Here is a 17,355-nt window from a genome sequence, read left to right on the forward strand (position 1 = left end):
CTGCACCCGGCTCAGCTTCGGCTAGGCTAAGTAGGAACTATGTCCGGGGAGGATTCTTCATGCCGCTTGAACATCATCCGCTCAATCGAGAATTTCCACAGCATCACGATGCGTTGCGCAAACTGATGCAGGGCGATGCGCGCTTCGCCAGCCTGGCGGCGGAGTATGAAGCGCTGGACAAGCGCATCTACGAGATAGAGGACGGTCGCTCGGCGGCCGATGATCTGACGCTACAGGGGCTCAAGCTACAGCGCGTTGGCCTCAAGGATGAGATTGCCGGCCTGCTGCACGGGGCTACCTGAGGCGGGTTTGATCGGGATCAAGGGAGATGCACGGTAGACCGGCTAGCCTGCGAGCAACACCTTACTCAGGAGCTGCGCCATGCACGTCGATCACCACCCGCTTGTCCATGATTTCTCCGAAGATCGCGAAGCACTGCAACGCCTGCGTCAGGAAGATGCGCTGTTCGCCCGCCAGGCTGAGGAATACGAGGCACTGGACAAGCGCATTTGCCGCATCGAGGACGGTATCGAGCTACTCGACGATGTTTCGTTGCAGGCGCTCAAGCTCAACCGCGTCGCCCTCAAGGACGAACTGGCGAGACAGCTCAAGCGCGCAAGTGGTCAGTGCTGCGGTTGTGGCAATGGTTGTGGCGGCTGACGGCAAACCTCCGTAGGGGCGGCTTCAGCCGCAAATCTCGCTGCACAGCTGTTCGTGGCTGAAGCTACTCCTACCGCCATTGCGGGGTGACCCCGCTTCAATGCACGGGCGGGTTGATCAGGTAGGTGAGCAGCCCGTCCGCCTCTTCTTCCGTCCACACCGTGCGCGCCGGTCTCGGCCACTCGCCCAGAAGCTGCTGCCAGAAGGCGCACGCCAGCTCGTCCTGGCGGTAGTAGCGCAGCAGCCACGGGCGGCCGTCGCCCATGACCTGTTGCATCAGTGCACGGCCGATGCCGCGACGACGATACTTTTTCAGGATGAACAGGTCGGCGAACTCCGGTGCCTCGATACCCGGCAATTCGCTGCGCTCGATCAACAGAAAACCGGCTATGAATCCATCAGCGAGGATCAGTTGCGCGCTCCAGCCCGGCTCCTGCCAGTAGCGCTGCAAGTGTGGCTGGTGGATATAGAAACGACCGTCCGTTTCCACGTCTTCCTGCTCCCAGTCGGAGCTTTCATAGGCATAGAACTGGTACAGATTGGCCAGCAGCGGCAGCTGTTCGGCAGTGGTTGGCAGCAGTTGGATCTGCATGGAAGCGTTCCGAGCGAAGTGGACGTGGTCTGTAAATTTATCCAGTTGTTCGGTATCGTTCCAGCCTTCGTTCAGCGGCAGGATCGATCGCAATGGCCAAGGCAAAACGCATGTACGGCTGCACCGAGTGCGGCGCCACCTTTCCCAAGTGGGCGGGGCAGTGTGGTGAGTGCGGCGCCTGGAACACCCTGGTGGAAACCGTGGTCGAGGGCGCCACGCCCAGCGGGCGCACCGGTTGGGCCGGGGACAAGGCCAATATCAAGACCCTGGCCGAGGTCAGTGTCGAGGAAATTCCGCGTTTCTCTACCGCCTCCAGCGAGCTGGACCGGGTACTCGGTGGTGGCCTGGTCGATGGTTCGGTGGTGCTGATCGGCGGCGACCCGGGCATCGGCAAGTCGACCATCCTGTTGCAGACCCTGTGCAATGTCGCTCAGCATTTCCCAGCGTTGTACGTTACCGGCGAGGAGTCGCAGCAGCAGGTGGCCATGCGCGCGCGGCGCCTGGACCTGCCACAGGACAAGCTCAAGGTAATGACCGAGACCTGCATCGAGTCGATCATCGCCACCGCGCGCCAGGAAAAGCCCAAGGTGATGGTGATCGACTCGATCCAGACCATCTTCACCGAGCAGCTGCAGTCGGCACCCGGCGGCGTGGCCCAGGTGCGCGAGAGTGCGGCGCTGCTGGTGCGCTTCGCCAAACAGAGCGGCACGGCGATCTTCCTGGTCGGCCACGTCACCAAGGAGGGCGCGCTGGCCGGCCCGCGCGTGCTGGAGCATATGGTCGATACCGTGCTGTATTTCGAGGGCGAGTCCGACGGTCGCCTGCGCCTGCTGCGGGCGGTGAAGAATCGTTTCGGCGCGGTCAACGAACTGGGCGTGTTCGGCATGACCGACAAGGGCCTCAAGGAAGTGTCCAACCCCTCGGCGATCTTTCTCACCCGCGCGCAGGAGGCGGTGCCCGGCAGTGTCGTGATGGCCACTTGGGAAGGCTCGCGGCCGATGCTGGTGGAAGTGCAGGCGCTGGTCGACACCAGCCACCTGGGTAACCCGCGCCGCGTCACCCTGGGCCTGGATCAGAACCGCCTGGCCATGCTGCTGGCGGTGCTGCACCGCCACGGTGGTATCCCGACCTATGATCAGGACGTGTTTCTCAACGTGGTCGGCGGGGTGAAGGTACTGGAGACGGCCTCCGATCTGGCGCTGATGGCAGCGGTGATTTCCAGCCTGCGCAACCGGCCGTTGCAGCATGATCTGCTGGTGTTCGGCGAGATCGGCCTGTCCGGCGAGATCCGCCCGGTGCCGAGCGGCCAGGAGCGTCTCAAGGAGGCGGCCAAGCACGGCTTCAAGCGCGCCATCGTGCCCAAGGGCAATGCGCCGAAAGAAGCGCCGCCGGGTCTGCAGATCATCGCGGTGACTCGCCTGGAGCAGGCGCTGGATGCGCTGTTCGAGTAACTAAAGTCGCGGCTAAAGCCCCTCCCACAGGTGCCGGGAGTCCGCTGTGGGAGGGGCTTTAGCCGCGATTCTGGACTGCGGCGTTCTGTCGCCAACTGGGCCTGGCGAAAACTGACGCAGATCAATAGGTAGCAGGCTATCGGCGAGCAGCATGAAGGCGTATCCACTTGAAGGAGACGCCATCATGTTTTTGTTCTTCGATTTCTTTTCCCGCGCTTTCAACTTCGACGCCAAGGCCGCGCAGTCGCACGAGGCGCATGGTGAGGCGCTGCGCATCCAGGCGCTGCGTCAACAGCGCCAGCAGCGTAAGGACGAGGCGGCGCGCAAGCGCCATTGAGCGCGGCTCAGTCGCCTTCGCCGAGCGCCGCCAGTTCCCGTTCCAGCAGCTGCTCATCGCCCAGGTTGAGTTCGACCAGGCGGCGCAGATGGCTGATGGAGTCCAGATCGATATGGCGGCAGACGAAACCCAAAGACTTTGGCTGGGTGCGTGTCAGCACCACCTCCATCTTCACCCTGGCTTCGCCACCCAGTTCGATCACGGCCTCGAAGGGCTGATTCGGATCCCCGCTCCAGTCGCGCGGTGTGGTGATCAGCAGGCCCTTGAGTGAAATATCGTGCAGAGCCGCCGACCATTGCCGCTCGCCCTGTGCGATTACGGTGGGGGCGTCGAAGGCGATGCGCTGAAAGCGCCGACGCTCGTTGGCTGATTCGCTCATGCCGGTACTCCTGAAGGGTTTACATCACTATAGCCAAGGCTGCTGGCCACGTACTCTAACCCCTGTGCCGTGGCGCACAACTGATGCACATCAGTTTGACAGGTAGCCAAGTCTCGCCGAAGCTCCTTATGCGGTTTTTATTACTCGATATTGCGGAGCGATAGATATGAGCAAGCGACTGCTGGGCAAGGGTTTGGTATTTGGTCTGTTGAGCATGGCCAGTGTCGGCGCGTTTGCCGATGCAGCGGGCGGCAATGGCTGCGGCTGGGGCAACATGCTGTTCGAAGGGCAACGCGGCATGGCTCCGCACTTCCTCGCCACCACCACCAACGGTACTTCGGGTAACGCCACCTTCGGTATGACTTCCGGTACCAACGGTTGCGATACCAGCGCCGTGTTGGGTTACGGTGGTCGCTCCATGCTGGCGATGAACGGCATGCTCGATTCCATCGCCGAAGACATGGCCATGGGCCAGGGCGAAGCGCTGGATGCCTACGCCACTTTGCTGGGTGTCGAAGCCGAGGACCGCGCGCATTTCGCCAAGGTCACTCAAGACAACTTCGGGACCATCTTCAGCGAGGCCGATGCCACCAGCGAGCAGGTACTGGCCGCCACTCTCGACGTGATGAGCCGTGACGCGCAGCTGGCGCGTTATGTGAAACAGCCGGCCTGAGGCAAATCCCAGGCAAAAAGAAGCCCGCCAATCGGCGGGCTTCTTCGTTTCAGGTGTCGCCTCAGTTGGCGTACACCGGGAACTTGGCGCACAGCGCCTTGACCTGCTCGCGCACGCGGCCTTCGACTTCATCGTTGCCGATGTTGGCCAGAACTTCGCAGATCCAGCCCGCCAGTTGGCGGCACTCGTCTTCCTTGAAACCACGAGTGGTCACGGCCGGGGTGCCGATACGCAGGCCGGAGGTGACGAACGGCGAACGCGGGTCATTCGGTACGCTGTTCTTGTTCACGGTGATGAAAGCGCGGCCGAGGGCAGCGTCGGCATCCTTACCGGTGATGTCCTGCTTGATCAGCGAGAGCAGGAACAGGTGGTTCTGCGTACCGCCGGAAACCACGTCGTAGCCGTTGTCGATGAACACCTGGGCCATGGTCTGGGCATTCTTGATGACCTGAGCCTGGTAGGCCTTGAACTCAGGCTGCAGGGCTTCCTTGAAGCACACGGCCTTGGCGGCGATAACGTGCTCCAGCGGGCCACCCTGGCCGCCCGGGAAAACCGCGGAGTTGAACTTCTTCTCCAGCTCTTCGTTCTTGCGCGCCAGGATCAGGCCGCCGCGCGGGCCGCGCAGGGTCTTGTGGGTGGTGGTGGTGACCACGTCGGCGAACGGCACCGGGTTCGGGTACAGGCCGGCGGCGACCAGACCTGCCACGTGCGCCATGTCGACGAACAGATAGGCACCGACCTTGTCGGCAATGGCGCGGAAACGCGGGAAGTCCAGCACCTGCGAATAGGCGCTGAAGCCGGCGATGATCATCTTCGGCTTGTGCTCGACGGCCAGGCGCTCGACTTCGTCATAGTCGATCAGGCCGGCGTCGGTGATGCCGTACTGCACGGCGTTGTAGATCTTGCCGGAGAAACTGACGCTGGCGCCGTGGGTCAGGTGGCCGCCGTGGGCCAGGCTCATGCCCAGTACGGTGTCGCCGGCGTTGAGCAGGGCCATGTACACGGCGCTGTTGGCCTGGCTGCCGGAGTGCGGCTGGACGTTGGCGTAGTCGGCGCCGAACAGCTCCTTGGCGCGGTCGATGGCGAGCTGCTCGACCACGTCGACGTACTCGCAACCGCCGTAGTAACGCTTGCCCGGGTAGCCTTCTGCGTACTTGTTGGTGAGCACGCTGCCCTGAGCTTCCATCACCGCCGGGCTGGTGTAGTTTTCCGAGGCGATCAGCTCGATGTGCTCTTCCTGGCGCTGGGCTTCCTGCTCCATAGCGGCAAAGAGTTCGGCGTCAAAACGAGCGAGGGTCAAATCACGGCTGAACATGGCGGTCCCCTGAAATCAGCTGGGCGGTGGAAAGAGGGGGCGGATTCTACCGCAAAGGTCGCATTCAGGCATATGAAGGTCGGTCATGAGCCTGACAAAAGGCCTTCATGCTGGATCCTGGCCGCAACTGGCAGCGCGCCAGCCCAGTCCGCTGTTCCTGTTCAGCTGAACAGGAACAGCGCTGCGTCGCCGAACTCTGCGCTGAACTGGCGAGCGTGCATCGGCCTGCCGAGCAGGTAGCCCTGGACTTCGTCGCAGCCATGCTCGCGCAGGAACTCCAGTTGGGCATGACTTTCCACGCCTTCGGCGATCACCATCATGTTCAGGCTGTGCGCCATGGCGATGATGGCCCGGGCGATCTGCGCGTCCTGTTCGCCATCGGGCAGGCCATCGACGAAGCTGCGGTCGATCTTCAACACGTCGATGGGGAATTGCTTGAGGTAGTTCAGCGAGGAGTAGCCGGTGCCGAAATCGTCCACCGCGATGCACAGGCCGAGGCGCTTGAGCTCGTTGAGCGTCTGCATCGCGCTGGATACGTCGCGCATCAGGATACTTTCGGTCAGCTCCACCTCCAGGCACGCCGGGGCTACGCCGGCTCTTTCCAGAATGGTGGCGATACGCGCCGTCAGGTCGCCCTCGCCGAACTGGCGGGCCGACAGGTTGACCGAAATTTTGGGGATGCGAATCTTCTCTTCGTGCCAGGCTTTGAGCTGCCTGCACGACTCTTCCAGCACCCACTCGCCGACCTGCACCACCAGACCAAGCTCCTCCAGCACCGGGATGAAGTCATCCGGCGGCACCAGGCCGCGGCTCGGGTGATTCCAGCGCAGCAGCGCTTCGACGCCGGTGAGGCGGCGGCCATCGCCGGAAAACTGCGGCTGGTAATGCAGCACAAACTGGCCCTGTTCCTGGGCGTGGCGCAGGTCGCTTTCCAGCTCCAGACGTTCCAGGGCGCTGGCGTTCATGTCGGCCTGGTAGAACTGGAAGTTGTTCTTGCCGCGCTCCTTGGCGTGGTACATGGCGGTGTCGGCGTTCTTCATCAACTGGCTCAGTTCGTTGCCGTCCTGCGGCGCGAGGGCGATACCGATACTGGCGGTGACGAAGAACTCGCGGCCTTCGAGGACGAAGGGGCGGGCCAGGCTGGAGAGAATCTGCTCTGCGACATGAATGGCGCGGTTGAGCGCGCCCTCGCGGGTCGCGCGTGGCTGCAGCAGGAGGGTGAACTCGTCGCCACCCATGCGCGCCACGGTGTCGTCGCCGTCGACGCAGGCGGACAGGCGCACGGCCACGTCCTTGAGCATGCGGTCGCCGGCGGCATGGCCGAGCGAGTCGTTGATCGGCTTGAAGCGGTCAAGGTCGAGGAACATCAGCACCACCCATTCGCTGTGCCGCTCGGCGTGCTGCAGGGCGCTGTGCAGGCGATCCTGGAACAGGGTGCGGTTGGGCAGATGGGTCAGGGCGTCGTAGTAGGCCAGACGGTGGATACGCTGTTCGCTGGCCTTGCGCTCGCTGATGTCGCTGAAGAAGCACACGTAGCTGACCAGGTCGCCTTCCTCGTCATGCACTGCGGTGATGCCGACCCAGGCCGGGAAGTTCTCGCCGCCCTTGCGCTTGAGCCACACCTCGCCTTCCCAACTGCCGCGCTGGTTGAGCTGGCCGAGGATGTACTGCATGTGGGTCGCCTGCTGGCGGTCGGCGGTCAGCATACCGGGCAACTGGTCGAGTACCTGGCCGGCCGAATACCCGCTGACGCGGCTGAACGCCTTGTTGACCTGAACGATATAGCCGGCCGGGTCGGTCACCAGAATCGCAGCGGTGGAGTGTTCGAAGACCGTGGCCGCCATGCGCAGGTCTTTTTCCGCACGGCGTTGCTGGCTGATGTCGCGGCCAACGCCGAGGATGCCTTCGAAGCGACCGTTCTCGTCCCACATCAGCACCAGGCGCAGCTCCACCGGAATCTTGTGGCCATCGGCGCGCAGGCAATCGAAGACGAACAACTGATCCGGCAGTTCGTCGCGTAGGCGATTGAGGCGGTCGCGCTCGCCGAGCGCATCGCGAATGCGATCGAGCAGCAGGTTGAGGCCGTCCAGTTGCTGCGGATTGGCCGCCAGGCCGTAAAAACTGTTGGCCATCATCCAGTTGACGGTATAACCCAGCACCGGCTCGACCGAGGGGCTGACATAGTTGAGGCTCAGCGCGCTGTCGGTGGAGAAGATCACATCGCTGATGCTTTCTGCCAGCAGGCGATAACGCTGCTCGTTATCGCGCAGCGACTGGTTGCGCTCGATCTGTTCTGTGATGTCCTTGGCCACGCCGATCAGACGGCTGACCCGGCCGCGATCGTCGCGTGCCAGGGCCTGCTCGCGGATGCTGAACCAGTGCCACTGGCCATTGCGATGACGCCAGCGCAGCACAGACTCGAGCAGCACGCCGTCGCCGACCACTTTTTGCAAGTTGCGGATGCGCCAGTAGTATTCGGCGTCGTCCGGGTGCAGTACCTGCACCCAGAAGTCCTCGCGCATGGCGCGCAGCTCGGCTTTGCTGTAACCCAGTTGCTGGCCCAGGCTGTGGTTGCTGAACAGCACCTGCCGGCTCTGCATGTCATGCACGTAGAGGAGATCAGGCACCGAGCGCACCACTTCCGACCAGAAGCGCTCACGCTCGATCAGCGACAGCTCGATGCGCTTGCGGCTGGTGATGTCGCTGATGCTCAGGGTGACGGCCTGATAATCCTGGATCATTTCCGGCAGGCGCAGTACCAGCCAGACGTGACGTTGCAGGCCCTGTGCGGTGACCAACTGGGTTTCCAGTTCCACCAGGTTGGGGCCTTCGAGTACGGCCACGGCCAGTCGATAGCGCAGGTCGTCCGGATGAATGGGGCCGTTGTCGATCAGTTGCTGCCAGGCCTGCTCGGTGCTCTTCACCCCGAGCAGGTTGAGGGCAACCTGGTTGGCCTCGGTGATGCGCAACTGCTCGACCAGCAGTTCCTGATGCTCGGCATCGGCGCGCAGCCAACGTTGCAGGCCTGCTGCGTCACGCAGTTTGTGTTGCAGCAACAGGCTGCGCACGCCGGAAAGGTCGAGCACGCACAGGGCCACGCCGGTGCCTTCGAAAATGTCCTGATAGCGCCGGCGGGTTTCCTGCAGCACGCGCATGGCCTGCTGCTCGTTGGTCACGTCGCGCAGCACCCAGACGTAGCCGGCCTGGCGACCGATCTCGCTGATATCGCTGCGGGTCACGGCGAACAGTCGTGCGCGGCCCTCGCTTTCGACTCTGACCAGCTCCGGTCCCAGATCATTGGCCGGTTGCGGGCTATTGAGCAGCAGCGGGTCGAGATCGGGCAGCAGGTCCAGCAGGTGCATGTCCCAGGCCGCTTCGCTGCTGATGCCGAACAGCGTCTCGGCCTGTGGGTTGAGGTAGCGCAACTTGCCGTCGGCCTGGGTCACCAGAATGCGCTCTTCGACGGCGCCGAGGGCGCTGGCGGCCTGGCGCAGAGAGCGGCGCGATTCGGTGTTCAGGCGTTGTAGGCGGCGTTGCTCGCGTTGCAGGCCGTACAAGGCCGCCAGGGTCAGCAGGCTGCACAGGGCGAACAGCAGGAATTTGCCGGCCAGGGTCGGCATCAGCTCGTTGCCGGCGCGCTCGGCATCGAACAGGGCGCGCAATTGCCAGTCGCTGCCGGGCAGGGCGACCAGTTCCAGGCTCTGCGCCTGCTCCGCTGCGGTAACCGGGGCGATGATGCTGCCAACTTGTTGCAGGTCGTCGGCGCGGGCGATTACCCGCTGACTTTGCAGGTCTTCGAGCAACCACTGGTATTCGCTCTGATGCTGTTCGCGCAGCCAGTTACGCAGCGCACTGGCGCGCATGCGCAGAACATACTGGCTGCCGTCTGGCTGGCGCAGCAGCAAGTAGAGCGCGCCACCGCCCTGTGCGCTGAAGGCGAAGTGGTAAGGCGCCGAGCCGCTGCGCCGCTGCAGGTCGCGAAGGAAGCTGAGGTCGCGCGATCCGCTGGCGCTGTCGGCTAGCAACTGCCCCTCGGTATCGAGCCGGGCCATGCTGTCCAGCGTCGGAAAGATACTGCGCAGCGTCGCCACCACTTCGCTTACGCCGCCTTCGTGCGCCGGGGCGTTTTGCAGCATTGCCTGGCCTGCCTGCGCTTTCAGGCGCATGTTCAGGCTCAGATGCTTGGCCAGTTGGCTGGCGTAACCCTGGCTCAGTTGCTTCTGGCTGGCGAGCAACTGGCGATATTCCTGCGTCAACTGCCAGGCCAGTAACCCCAGGATCGCTAACACCAGCACCAACAGCGCGCGTCTCAGCGCTACGCGCTTCGGTGCGCGCGACTCGCCCGGAGTTGATGAAGGCAGGGATGAGGGAGTCGACACGTTTGTGAACCTGCAGCCAGTGCTGAGCTATCTGAGCTTTGAGACATATGAGCCGGCGTATGCTCATGTCAGCCGGGTAGAATGCCTGTAAACGTGGCCAAGTGCCAGCTGCGCCGACGAGCGTAGGTTTGCCCTGTCACGTACATTGCGGTAGCTTTGCGCCGCGCGCGTGAACTGTCCGCGCGGTACTTGGCGTTCGCTCCGGCAGGGGCTAAGGTCTCTGCACATTGCGTACGCGTAGGTGGTGTGAAAACTGATGGCTAGCGCACGTTAACGACCCTGGCCTCTCGGTAGGAGCGGCTTCAGCCGCGAATTTCGCGGATAAATCCGCTCCTGCAGGGTGTACAACAGCTAACGCGAACATAGCCCCTCGACGCATTCATCATGTTTTCACGCGACCTGCATGGCGCGCCGTTTCCAGCTCCCAATTCTCATCAGTCAGGTTCTCCATGGCTCAGTACGTCTACAGCATGCATCGGGTCAGCAAGGTCGTCCCGCCGAAGCGTGAAATTCTCAAGGACATCTCCCTGTCGTTCTTCCCAGGCGCCAAGATCGGCGTGCTGGGCCTCAACGGTGCCGGTAAGTCGACCCTGCTGCGCATCATGGCCGGCGTCGATACCGAGATCGACGGCGAAGCCCGTCCGATGCCGGGGATCAAGGTCGGTTATCTGCCGCAGGAGCCGCAGCTCGACCCGAGCAAGAGCGTGCGCGACATCGTCGAAGAAGCCGTAGGCGAGATCAAGCAGGCCCAGGCGCGTCTCGACGAGGTGTACGCCGCCTATGCCGAGCCGGATGCCGACTTCGACGCACTGGCCGCCGAGCAGGCCAAACTCGAAGCCATCCTGCAGGCCTCCGATGGCCACAACCTGGAGCGCCAGCTGGAAGTCGCGGCCGACGCCCTGCGCCTGCCGCCATGGGACGCCAAGATCGAACACCTGTCCGGTGGCGAGAAGCGCCGCGTGGCGTTGTGCCGCCTGCTGCTGTCGGCGCCCGACATGTTGCTGCTGGACGAACCGACCAACCACCTGGATGCCGACTCGGTAGCCTGGCTCGAGCGCTTCCTGCACGACTTCCCCGGCACCGTGGTGGCCATCACCCACGACCGTTACTTCCTCGATAACGTGGCCGGCTGGATTCTCGAACTCGACCGCGGCCACGGTATCCCGTACGAGGGCAATTACTCCGGCTGGCTGGAATCGAAGGCCAACCGTCTGGCTCAGGAAGCCAAGGCCGAGGCATCGCACGCCAAGGCGATGAAGGCCGAATTGGAATGGGTACGCCAGGGCGCCAAGGCGCGGCAGTCGAAATCCAAGGCGCGTCTGCAGCGCTTCGAGGAAATGCAGTCGCAGGAATTCCAGAAACGCAGCGAGACCAACGAGATCTACATCCCGGCCGGTCCGCGTCTGGGCGACAAGGTCATCGACTTCGTCAACGTGTCGAAGTCCTTTGGCGACCGCGTGCTGATCGACGATCTGTCGTTCAGCATCCCCAAAGGCGCCATCGTCGGCGTGATCGGTGGTAACGGTGCCGGTAAATCGACCCTGCTGCGCATGATCACTGGCAAGGAACAACCGGACTCCGGCAGCATCGAGATCGGCGAAACCGTACAGATCGCCAGCGTCGAGCAGAGCCGCGAGGCGCTCGAAGGCAACAAGACCGTGTGGGAGCAGGTTTCCGACGGCTTCGACATGATCAAGGTTGGCAACTACGAGGTGCCGTCGCGCGGTTACGTCGGGCGCTTCAACTTCAAGGGTGCCGACCAGCAGAAGTTCGTCAAGGATCTCTCCGGCGGTGAGCGTGGTCGCCTACACATGGCGCTGACCCTCAAGCAGGGCGGCAACGTACTGCTGCTCGACGAACCGTCCAACGACCTCGACGTGGAAACCCTGCGCGCTTTGGAAGAGGCGCTGCTGGACTTCCCCGGCGCTGCCATCGTGATTTCCCACGATCGCTGGTTCCTCGACCGTATCGCCACGCACATCCTCTCCTACGAGGACGACGGCAAGGTCAACTTCTTCGAAGGCAACTACACCGAGTTCGAAGCCGACCGCAAGAAGCGCCTGGGCGAAGCCGCCGCGCAGCCGCACCGCGTGCGTTACAAGAAGCTGGCGCAGTAAGCCTTAGCCAGATGAAAAACGGAGCCTTCAGGCTCCGTTTTTTATTTCAGTAGCGCTGCGGACATAAGCTGCGCATGGCCGCGAAAAGCTTCGCTCCGGGGAGGGCTACCGCGAAAGGTTCCTCAGGAGTCCTGTCTGATCGGCATTGGCATTTTTTCATTGGTATTGGCGGGCGCCGTTCCGTCGTCGTCATTCAGGGCAAAAAGCTTCGCGGACGAGTCCGCTCCCACAAGAAAAACTGTGCCAGCGCTGCGAGCGCTGTTCCCCTGTGGGAGCGGACTTGTCCGCGATAACGTAGTCGTCATCCAGGGCAAGAAGCTTCGCGGACGAATTTCCTCCCACAAGGAAAACTGTGCCAGCGCTGCGAGCGCTGTTCCCTGGGGGAGTGGACTTTTCCGCGATAACGTAGTCGTCATCCAGGGCAAAAAGCTTCGCGGACGAATTCCCTCCCAGTGCTGCGAGCGCTGATCTCCTGTGGGAGCGGACTTGTCCGCGATAACGCTTTGGTTCGCGAGCGGCACTCGCAAATGCTCGATCAAGTGAAAGTGCCGCGATCCTGGGCGTTTTTTCTCGCACTGTAGGAGCGGCGCCCCGCCGCGAACACATGCTGTGCTATCTGATGGGTTTGCCGCGCCGTTGTGTTGCCGTAGGGCGCCGCGTACCGGCTACGCTGGAATAGCGTTGCGCACAGCGCACCCTGCCTGCTCAAAGCCTGGCCAGCAAACTCTCCAGCGCCTTGGCCTGGTCCTCGGCCAGGTCGATGATGTGAAAGCCGGCCCAGCAATGCTGACCATCGGCGCCGGGGCGACTCCACAGGCAATCGGCGCCCAGGAGCACCTCCTGCACCACGGCGGCGTTCGAGGTGCAGACCAGGCGGCATTCCAGCACGGCATCGGCGGTATGCGGCGTATCGCTGAACAGCATGAAGCCATCGATGGACAGGTCGACGATGCGGCCAAGGCGCTGGCCGCTGTTCAGGTCGAAGACCTCCAGCTGCATTTCCGTGCCATGGCGGCTGTGTTGGCGACGCTCTTCCATGGAAATTCCTCAGCGGGGTTCGGCTGTGCGTCCAGTGAAACGCTGCAGCACACGGTAGATGGCATTCAATGCGCGATCCATGAGCGGAGTCGTGCGTTCGGGGGTAACGATGCGGGCCAGACCCTGTTCCATTTCGCTGGCCAGCAGGGTCAGCGGCTTGATCGCCACGCGCTGGCCGCTGTTGTCGACGAACATGTAGTTGTGCGTGGTCGGGCTGAACCAGGAGAGCTTGAGTACGCGGCTCTTGCCGCCCTCGACGAACTCGAACCAGGTGCCGAACTCGACATTGGCCAGTTCCCTGACCAGGCTTTGTGCGCGAGCCGAGAGCGCGCTGGGTGAAGGCGCCTGGCTCGCCAGGTCGGCATCCTCACCGAGCATGGCGCCCAGCGGGCTTTGCGGCAGGTCAGGCTTGAGCTGCGCGGCCAGTTGCGGCTGTCTGGCCTGTACTGCCTGCTGGCAGGCCACCAGGTCCTGCAGCAGGCGGCGGATGCCATCTTCGTGGTAGCCGCCGAGCAATTCCAGGCCCTTGCGCAGGTCGCTGAGCATGGACGCGCGTATCTCATGCAGATGCTGCTTGTGCTCTTCACCGAGCGGGGTGCCACTCCAGGCCAGTTGCTCGGCCACTTCGCAGGCGCGCTGCCACTCTGCGCTCTGCTCGCCATGGCGCAGCAGCACGAAAACCAGCACATCGGCCCAGGTCAGTTCGAGAAAGTTGCGGATGATCGCCGGCAATTCGCGCTGGTTCACGCAGCGCTGGATCACCTCCAGGGACTGCTCGCGCGCGCCGAGCAGGCGGTCACGGCCCTTGGCTGCCTCGACCGCGCGGCGTTCGCGCAGCTCGACCTTTTGGCGCAGTGTGAGGACGTACTCGTTGAACTCCTCGATCAGGTTGTCGAACAACCCCAGGTCGCCGCTGAAACCATGAATCACCCGTTCGACCACCCAGTGCATCTTGGCCAGCAGGCCGCGTTCATCGCCTTCATTGCCATACAGCACGCCTGCCTGGGCCATGGTGTTGAGCAGGCGCCTGGCCGGGTGGTGGTGCTGGGTGAACAGGGCCTTGTCCAGCAGGGCGATCTTCAGATAGGGCGTGTGCAGGTGCGAAAGCGCCGTCTTGCAGGCGTCCGGCAGGTTCTCGTCATCGAGGATGAAGTCGAACAGCATGCCGACCAGGTCGATCACGTCGGCTTCCCGGCCGGATACCTTACTGTCGCCCGGCAGGCTGCTGTGCGCTTCCAGCTGCTGCTGCAGGTCAGCCTTGAGACCTTCTACCGCCTGGGGCTTGTGCAGGCGCTGAGCGAGTTCGTGGGCCGACTGCTGCTGCATGCGGTTGAGTGCGGCGAGCAGCTCGCTGGCGCTGTAGGTGCGGTTGGCCTCGCGCGGGGAGAAGCTGACGATGCTGCGTGTGCCACCCAGCAGCGGCTTGTCGGGGTGGCTGTGGCGGCGCTCGTCAAGCAGGCTGGACAGGCCGCTGAACAGCGCGCCCTGGTCACTCGGCGGCGGTGCGCTGAGGTCCAGATCGAGCAGTGCCTGTTCCATAGGCGTGGACACGGTGCCTGGCCTGTCCGCTGCCTGGGTCGTAACCTCTGGCTTGGCGGCAGGGCGGTTGACGCCCGGATTGATCATCGCACTGTACTTGAGATTTGGCAGCACACCGGCATCGATCAGGCGCTGGTTGAGTGCGCCGTAGAGTGAATCGAGGCTGTGCATGACATGCTTATCGAAGAGCATGTAAAGGATCGTCTTGATCTGCAGCGGAAAAGGGCAGGGCGCCAAGGCGTCGCGAAAGGCCTGAGCGATGGCCTGCGGGCCGAAGGGGTTGCTGTCCTCGCCGAGCTTCTGGCCGTTGTTGAGCAGGGCCAGGCGCTGGTCCAGACCGAACAGCGGCTCGGTGCAGCGCGCCTTGACCCGGCTGACCATATTGGTGACCTGCAAGGTCTCCTCGTAATCCTCGTTCTGCACCAGCGCCAGCTGCTCCGGGTCGACCTCGGCGATGGTCGGGTTCTGCAGCTTGCCATCGAGGAAGTCGGAGAAATTGCTGGCGATCTTCTGATGGTAGCTGCGCTCGATCTGAGGGCGCTGCCGGCGAATCTCGCGCATGCTGTCGAAGAACAGGGTCTGCACCTTGTTGTTCTCGGCTTTTTCCGCGCACTCGAACAGGGTGTCATCGACCTGGCCGAACACACCGCCGAGGTGCTCCGCCAGACGGTTCATCACCAGCTTGCGGCAGGCCTGCACCAGATCGCCGAAGCGCGGCTGGATGCCGCGGCTGGCGAGGCTGACCACCTTGGGATGAACGGGGGGCTTGTCCTGCTTGCTCATGGACTGTCCTGGCTGGCGTCATCGGCTGGCGCGTCCTGCACGCTGCCGCAGTTCAATGAAACATATAGTAGTCCATGCTCGCGTCGCAAAGCATTGTCATAAAAGCAGTTTGCGGGGGTTGACAGGGAATTTTTGCTACGTAAAATGGCGCGCCTCTGAAGCGGTAAAGCAAAAGCTGAAACGCAGCAGAGATGGAAGACCGAAGTTCCGCGATAGCTCAGTCGGTAGAGCAAATGACTGTTAATCATTGGGTCCCTGGTTCGAGTCCAGGTCGCGGAGCCAACTTCCTTACGGGGTATAGCGCAGTCCGGTAGCGCGCTTGCTTTGGGAGCAAGATGTCGGGAGTTCGAATCCCCCTACCCCGACCATATTTGGGTCGTTAGCTCAGTTGGTAGAGCAGTTGGCTTTTAACCAATTGGTCGTAGGTTCGAATCCTACACGACCCACCACCACAACGACGAAGCCCGCCTAGTGCGGGCTTTTTCGTTTCTGCGTTGTGGAAACCGTTCAGGTGGTAGCCACGCTGCTTTTGTGGGAGCGGACTTGCCCGCGAATATGAACAGCAAAAGCTCGCGGACAAGTCCGCTCCCACGGGTTCGCATCCCGCATGTCTGCTGACCCTCGCCTATGAATGGCAGTTCGTAGGGTGGGCTGAAGCCCAGCCTACGAGACTTGCTTGTCGCCCCTCTCCCATGAATGGGAGAGGGTCATCAGAAGGCCGCTCTGCGGCTGCTTTTAGTGCAGCTTGAGGCGCGGCTCGGTGCTGCGCCCGATGCGATCGCTGAGCATCAGCAGCAGCGTACGCAGGGTGCCGTACAGCGCCATCTGGTGCATGCGGTAAAGCGATACGTAGAACACTCGCGCCAACCAGCCTTCGAGCATCACGCTGCCAGTGAGATTGCCCATCAGATTGCCGACCGCCGAGAAGCTCGACAGCGAGATCAGCGAGCCATAGTCGCGATAGCGATACTCCGGCAGCGACTGACCACTGATCTTCAAACGCAGCGACTTGGCCAGCAGCGATGCCTGCTGGTGCGCCGCCTGGGCGCGCGGCGGCACGTTGCGGCCGTCGTTACCCGGCTGCGGGCAGGCCGCGCAATCGCCGAAGGCGAATACGTCGTCATCCAGCGTCGTCTGCAGCGTCGGGCGCACCTGCAACTGGTTGATGCGGTTGCTTTCCAGGCCGTCGATATCCTTGAGAAAGCCGGGCGCGCGGATGCCGGCCGCCCAGACTTTCAGGCTCGCCGGTATGAAATTGCCATCGGCGGTCTTCAGGCCATCGGCCGTCACTTCGCTGACTGCCGCGCCGGTCAGTACCGTGACGCCGAGCTTCTCCAGTGTCTGGTGCACCGGGCGGGCGATGCGTTCGGGCAACGCCGGCAGCACGCGCGGCCCGGCCTCGATCAGGGTGATGCGCATGTCTTCCGGGCGAATGCGATTAAGACCATAGGCGGCCAACTGCTTGGCAGCATGGTGCAGCTCGGCTGCCAGCTCGACCCCCGTGGCGCCGGCGCCAACGATGGCGATGTCGATCTTCGAGCCGTCCTCGCTCTCGTTGGCGTGCGCACGCAGATAGTGGCTGAGCATGCGCCGGTGGAAGCGCTCGGCCTGTGCCCGCGTGTCGAGGAATATGCAGTGCTCGGCTGCGCCAGGCGTGCCGAAGTCATTGGTGGTGCTGCCCACGGCGATCACCAGGCTGTCATAGGCGATGCGGCGTTCAGGCATCAGCACCTGGCCGTCGTCATCCAGCGTGGGCGCCAGGGTGATGCTCTTGCCGGCACGGTCCAGGCCGGACATGCGCCCGAGCTGAAACTCGAAATGATTCCACTTGGCCTGGGCCACGTAGTTCAGTTCGTCTTCCGAGGAGTTCAGCGAGCCGGCGGCCACTTCGTGCAGCAGGGGCTTCCAGATATGGGTGAGGTTGGCGTCGACCAGGATGATCCGGGCGGCGCCGCTCTTGCCGAGTTTTCTACCAAGGCGGGTGGCCAGCTCCAAACCGCCGGCGCCGCCGCCGACAATCACGATGCGATGGGACATGGATAATGCTCACAAGGCTTTGAAAAAGACGGAGTGAGTGCGAGAGGGCGAGCGC

Annotated in this window: 13 protein-coding genes and 3 tRNA genes; 9 read left to right on the forward strand and 7 right to left on the reverse strand. The window is 63.0% G+C overall.

From position 1 onward, the window contains the following. The first annotated feature begins 59 nt into the window (after positions 1-59). Positions 60-302, forward strand: coding sequence for a YdcH family protein (locus tag B2U07_RS18915; RefSeq protein ID WP_013714008.1), 243 nt, complete (start codon positions 60-62; stop codon positions 300-302). A gap of 79 nt (positions 303-381) precedes the next feature. Continuing rightward, the gene (locus B2U07_RS18920) at positions 382-660 is read left to right on the forward strand and encodes a YdcH family protein (protein WP_275547225.1); all 279 of its coding nucleotides are present in this window, start codon (positions 382-384) and stop codon (positions 658-660) included. Positions 661-757: 97 nt separating this feature from the next. Here B2U07_RS18920 and B2U07_RS18925 read toward each other — a convergent pair whose 3' ends face one another. Continuing rightward, positions 758-1,252 (reverse strand): GNAT family N-acetyltransferase, encoded by a 495-nt coding sequence (locus tag B2U07_RS18925; RefSeq protein WP_275547224.1) that lies wholly within the window; start codon positions 1,250-1,252, stop codon positions 758-760. A 92-nt stretch (positions 1,253-1,344) separates the two neighbouring features. Between B2U07_RS18925 and radA the strand changes: the two genes are divergently transcribed. Both radA and B2U07_RS18935 read left to right on the forward strand, forming a co-directional pair. Then, entirely contained in the window at positions 1,345-2,703 is a 1,359-nt protein-coding gene (gene radA, locus B2U07_RS18930) for a DNA repair protein RadA (protein WP_275547223.1), read from the forward strand. Between the two features lie 184 nt (positions 2,704-2,887). Next, a complete protein-coding gene (locus tag B2U07_RS18935; RefSeq protein WP_197859172.1) occupies positions 2,888-3,040 on the forward strand; it encodes a hypothetical protein in 153 nt (50 codons plus the stop codon). Positions 3,041-3,047: 7 nt separating this feature from the next. Here B2U07_RS18935 and B2U07_RS18940 read toward each other — a convergent pair whose 3' ends face one another. After that, positions 3,048-3,419, reverse strand: coding sequence for a PilZ domain-containing protein (locus B2U07_RS18940; RefSeq protein ID WP_275547222.1), 372 nt, complete (start codon positions 3,417-3,419; stop codon positions 3,048-3,050). 166 nt (positions 3,420-3,585) lie between these two features. Here B2U07_RS18940 and B2U07_RS18945 point away from each other — a divergent pair, with 166 nt between their 5' ends. Further along, positions 3,586-4,092, forward strand: a complete 507-nt coding sequence (locus B2U07_RS18945; RefSeq protein ID WP_275547221.1) for a DUF3015 domain-containing protein — start codon at positions 3,586-3,588, stop codon at positions 4,090-4,092. Positions 4,093-4,153: 61 nt separating this feature from the next. Here B2U07_RS18945 and glyA read toward each other — a convergent pair whose 3' ends face one another. Both glyA and B2U07_RS18955 read right to left on the reverse strand, forming a co-directional pair. Further along, complete coding sequence (gene glyA, locus B2U07_RS18950; RefSeq protein WP_275547220.1) at positions 4,154-5,407, reverse strand: serine hydroxymethyltransferase; 1,254 nt, start codon at positions 5,405-5,407, stop codon at positions 4,154-4,156. Between the two features lie 161 nt (positions 5,408-5,568). Further along, positions 5,569-9,786, reverse strand: coding sequence for an EAL domain-containing protein (locus tag B2U07_RS18955; RefSeq protein WP_419096357.1), 4,218 nt, complete (start codon positions 9,784-9,786; stop codon positions 5,569-5,571). Positions 9,787-10,235: 449 nt separating this feature from the next. Between B2U07_RS18955 and ettA the strand changes: the two genes are divergently transcribed. Then, a complete protein-coding gene (ettA, locus tag B2U07_RS18960; RefSeq protein ID WP_296277462.1) occupies positions 10,236-11,903 on the forward strand; it encodes an energy-dependent translational throttle protein EttA in 1,668 nt (555 codons plus the stop codon). A gap of 705 nt (positions 11,904-12,608) precedes the next feature. On the opposite strand, the gene B2U07_RS18965 is transcribed toward ettA, so the two are convergent. Next, positions 12,609-12,941, reverse strand: coding sequence for a PilZ domain-containing protein (locus B2U07_RS18965; protein WP_197859177.1), 333 nt, complete (start codon positions 12,939-12,941; stop codon positions 12,609-12,611). 9 nt (positions 12,942-12,950) lie between these two features. After that, entirely contained in the window at positions 12,951-15,263 is a 2,313-nt protein-coding gene (locus B2U07_RS18970) for a DUF1631 domain-containing protein (RefSeq protein WP_275547218.1), read from the reverse strand. A gap of 206 nt (positions 15,264-15,469) precedes the next feature. On the opposite strand from B2U07_RS18970, the gene B2U07_RS18975 reads away from it, so the two are divergent. The 3 genes from B2U07_RS18975 (at position 15,470) to B2U07_RS18985 (ending at position 15,712) form a co-directional block, all read left to right on the forward strand. Continuing rightward, a tRNA-Asn gene (locus B2U07_RS18975) sits at positions 15,470-15,545 on the forward strand. A 9-nt stretch (positions 15,546-15,554) separates the two neighbouring features. After that, a tRNA-Pro gene (locus B2U07_RS18980) sits at positions 15,555-15,631 on the forward strand. Between the two features lie 5 nt (positions 15,632-15,636). Next, positions 15,637-15,712: transfer RNA gene (locus B2U07_RS18985), tRNA-Lys, on the forward strand. A gap of 286 nt (positions 15,713-15,998) precedes the next feature. On the opposite strand, the gene B2U07_RS18990 is transcribed toward B2U07_RS18985, so the two are convergent. After that, positions 15,999-17,300 (reverse strand): NAD(P)/FAD-dependent oxidoreductase, encoded by a 1,302-nt coding sequence (locus B2U07_RS18990; protein WP_275547217.1) that lies wholly within the window; start codon positions 17,298-17,300, stop codon positions 15,999-16,001. Positions 17,301-17,355: the final 55 nt, after the last annotated feature.

The organism is Pseudomonas sp. UBA7530 (assembly GCF_002479365.1).
Classification (GTDB): Bacteria; Pseudomonadota; Gammaproteobacteria; order Pseudomonadales; family Pseudomonadaceae; genus Aquipseudomonas.

What these genes read in the sequence shown, in the direction of transcription:
- B2U07_RS18915 (WP_013714008.1), top strand. Translation starts at nt 60, where the DNA reads ATGCCGCTTGAACATCATCCGCTCAATCGAGAATTTCCACAGCATCAC.
- B2U07_RS18920 (WP_275547225.1), top strand. Translation starts at nt 382, where the DNA reads ATGCACGTCGATCACCACCCGCTTGTCCATGATTTCTCCGAAGATCGC.
- B2U07_RS18925 (WP_275547224.1), bottom strand. Translation starts at nt 1,252, where the DNA reads ATGCAGATCCAACTGCTGCCAACCACTGCCGAACAGCTGCCGCTGCTG.
- radA (WP_275547223.1), top strand. Translation starts at nt 1,345, where the DNA reads ATGGCCAAGGCAAAACGCATGTACGGCTGCACCGAGTGCGGCGCCACC.
- B2U07_RS18935 (WP_197859172.1), top strand. Translation starts at nt 2,888, where the DNA reads ATGTTTTTGTTCTTCGATTTCTTTTCCCGCGCTTTCAACTTCGACGCC.
- B2U07_RS18940 (WP_275547222.1), bottom strand. Translation starts at nt 3,419, where the DNA reads ATGAGCGAATCAGCCAACGAGCGTCGGCGCTTTCAGCGCATCGCCTTC.
- B2U07_RS18945 (WP_275547221.1), top strand. Translation starts at nt 3,586, where the DNA reads ATGAGCAAGCGACTGCTGGGCAAGGGTTTGGTATTTGGTCTGTTGAGC.
- glyA (WP_275547220.1), bottom strand. Translation starts at nt 5,407, where the DNA reads ATGTTCAGCCGTGATTTGACCCTCGCTCGTTTTGACGCCGAACTCTTT.
- ettA (WP_296277462.1), top strand. Translation starts at nt 10,236, where the DNA reads ATGGCTCAGTACGTCTACAGCATGCATCGGGTCAGCAAGGTCGTCCCG.
- B2U07_RS18965 (WP_197859177.1), bottom strand. Translation starts at nt 12,941, where the DNA reads ATGGAAGAGCGTCGCCAACACAGCCGCCATGGCACGGAAATGCAGCTG.
- B2U07_RS18970 (WP_275547218.1), bottom strand. Translation starts at nt 15,263, where the DNA reads ATGAGCAAGCAGGACAAGCCCCCCGTTCATCCCAAGGTGGTCAGCCTC.
- B2U07_RS18990 (WP_275547217.1), bottom strand. Translation starts at nt 17,300, where the DNA reads ATGTCCCATCGCATCGTGATTGTCGGCGGCGGCGCCGGCGGTTTGGAG.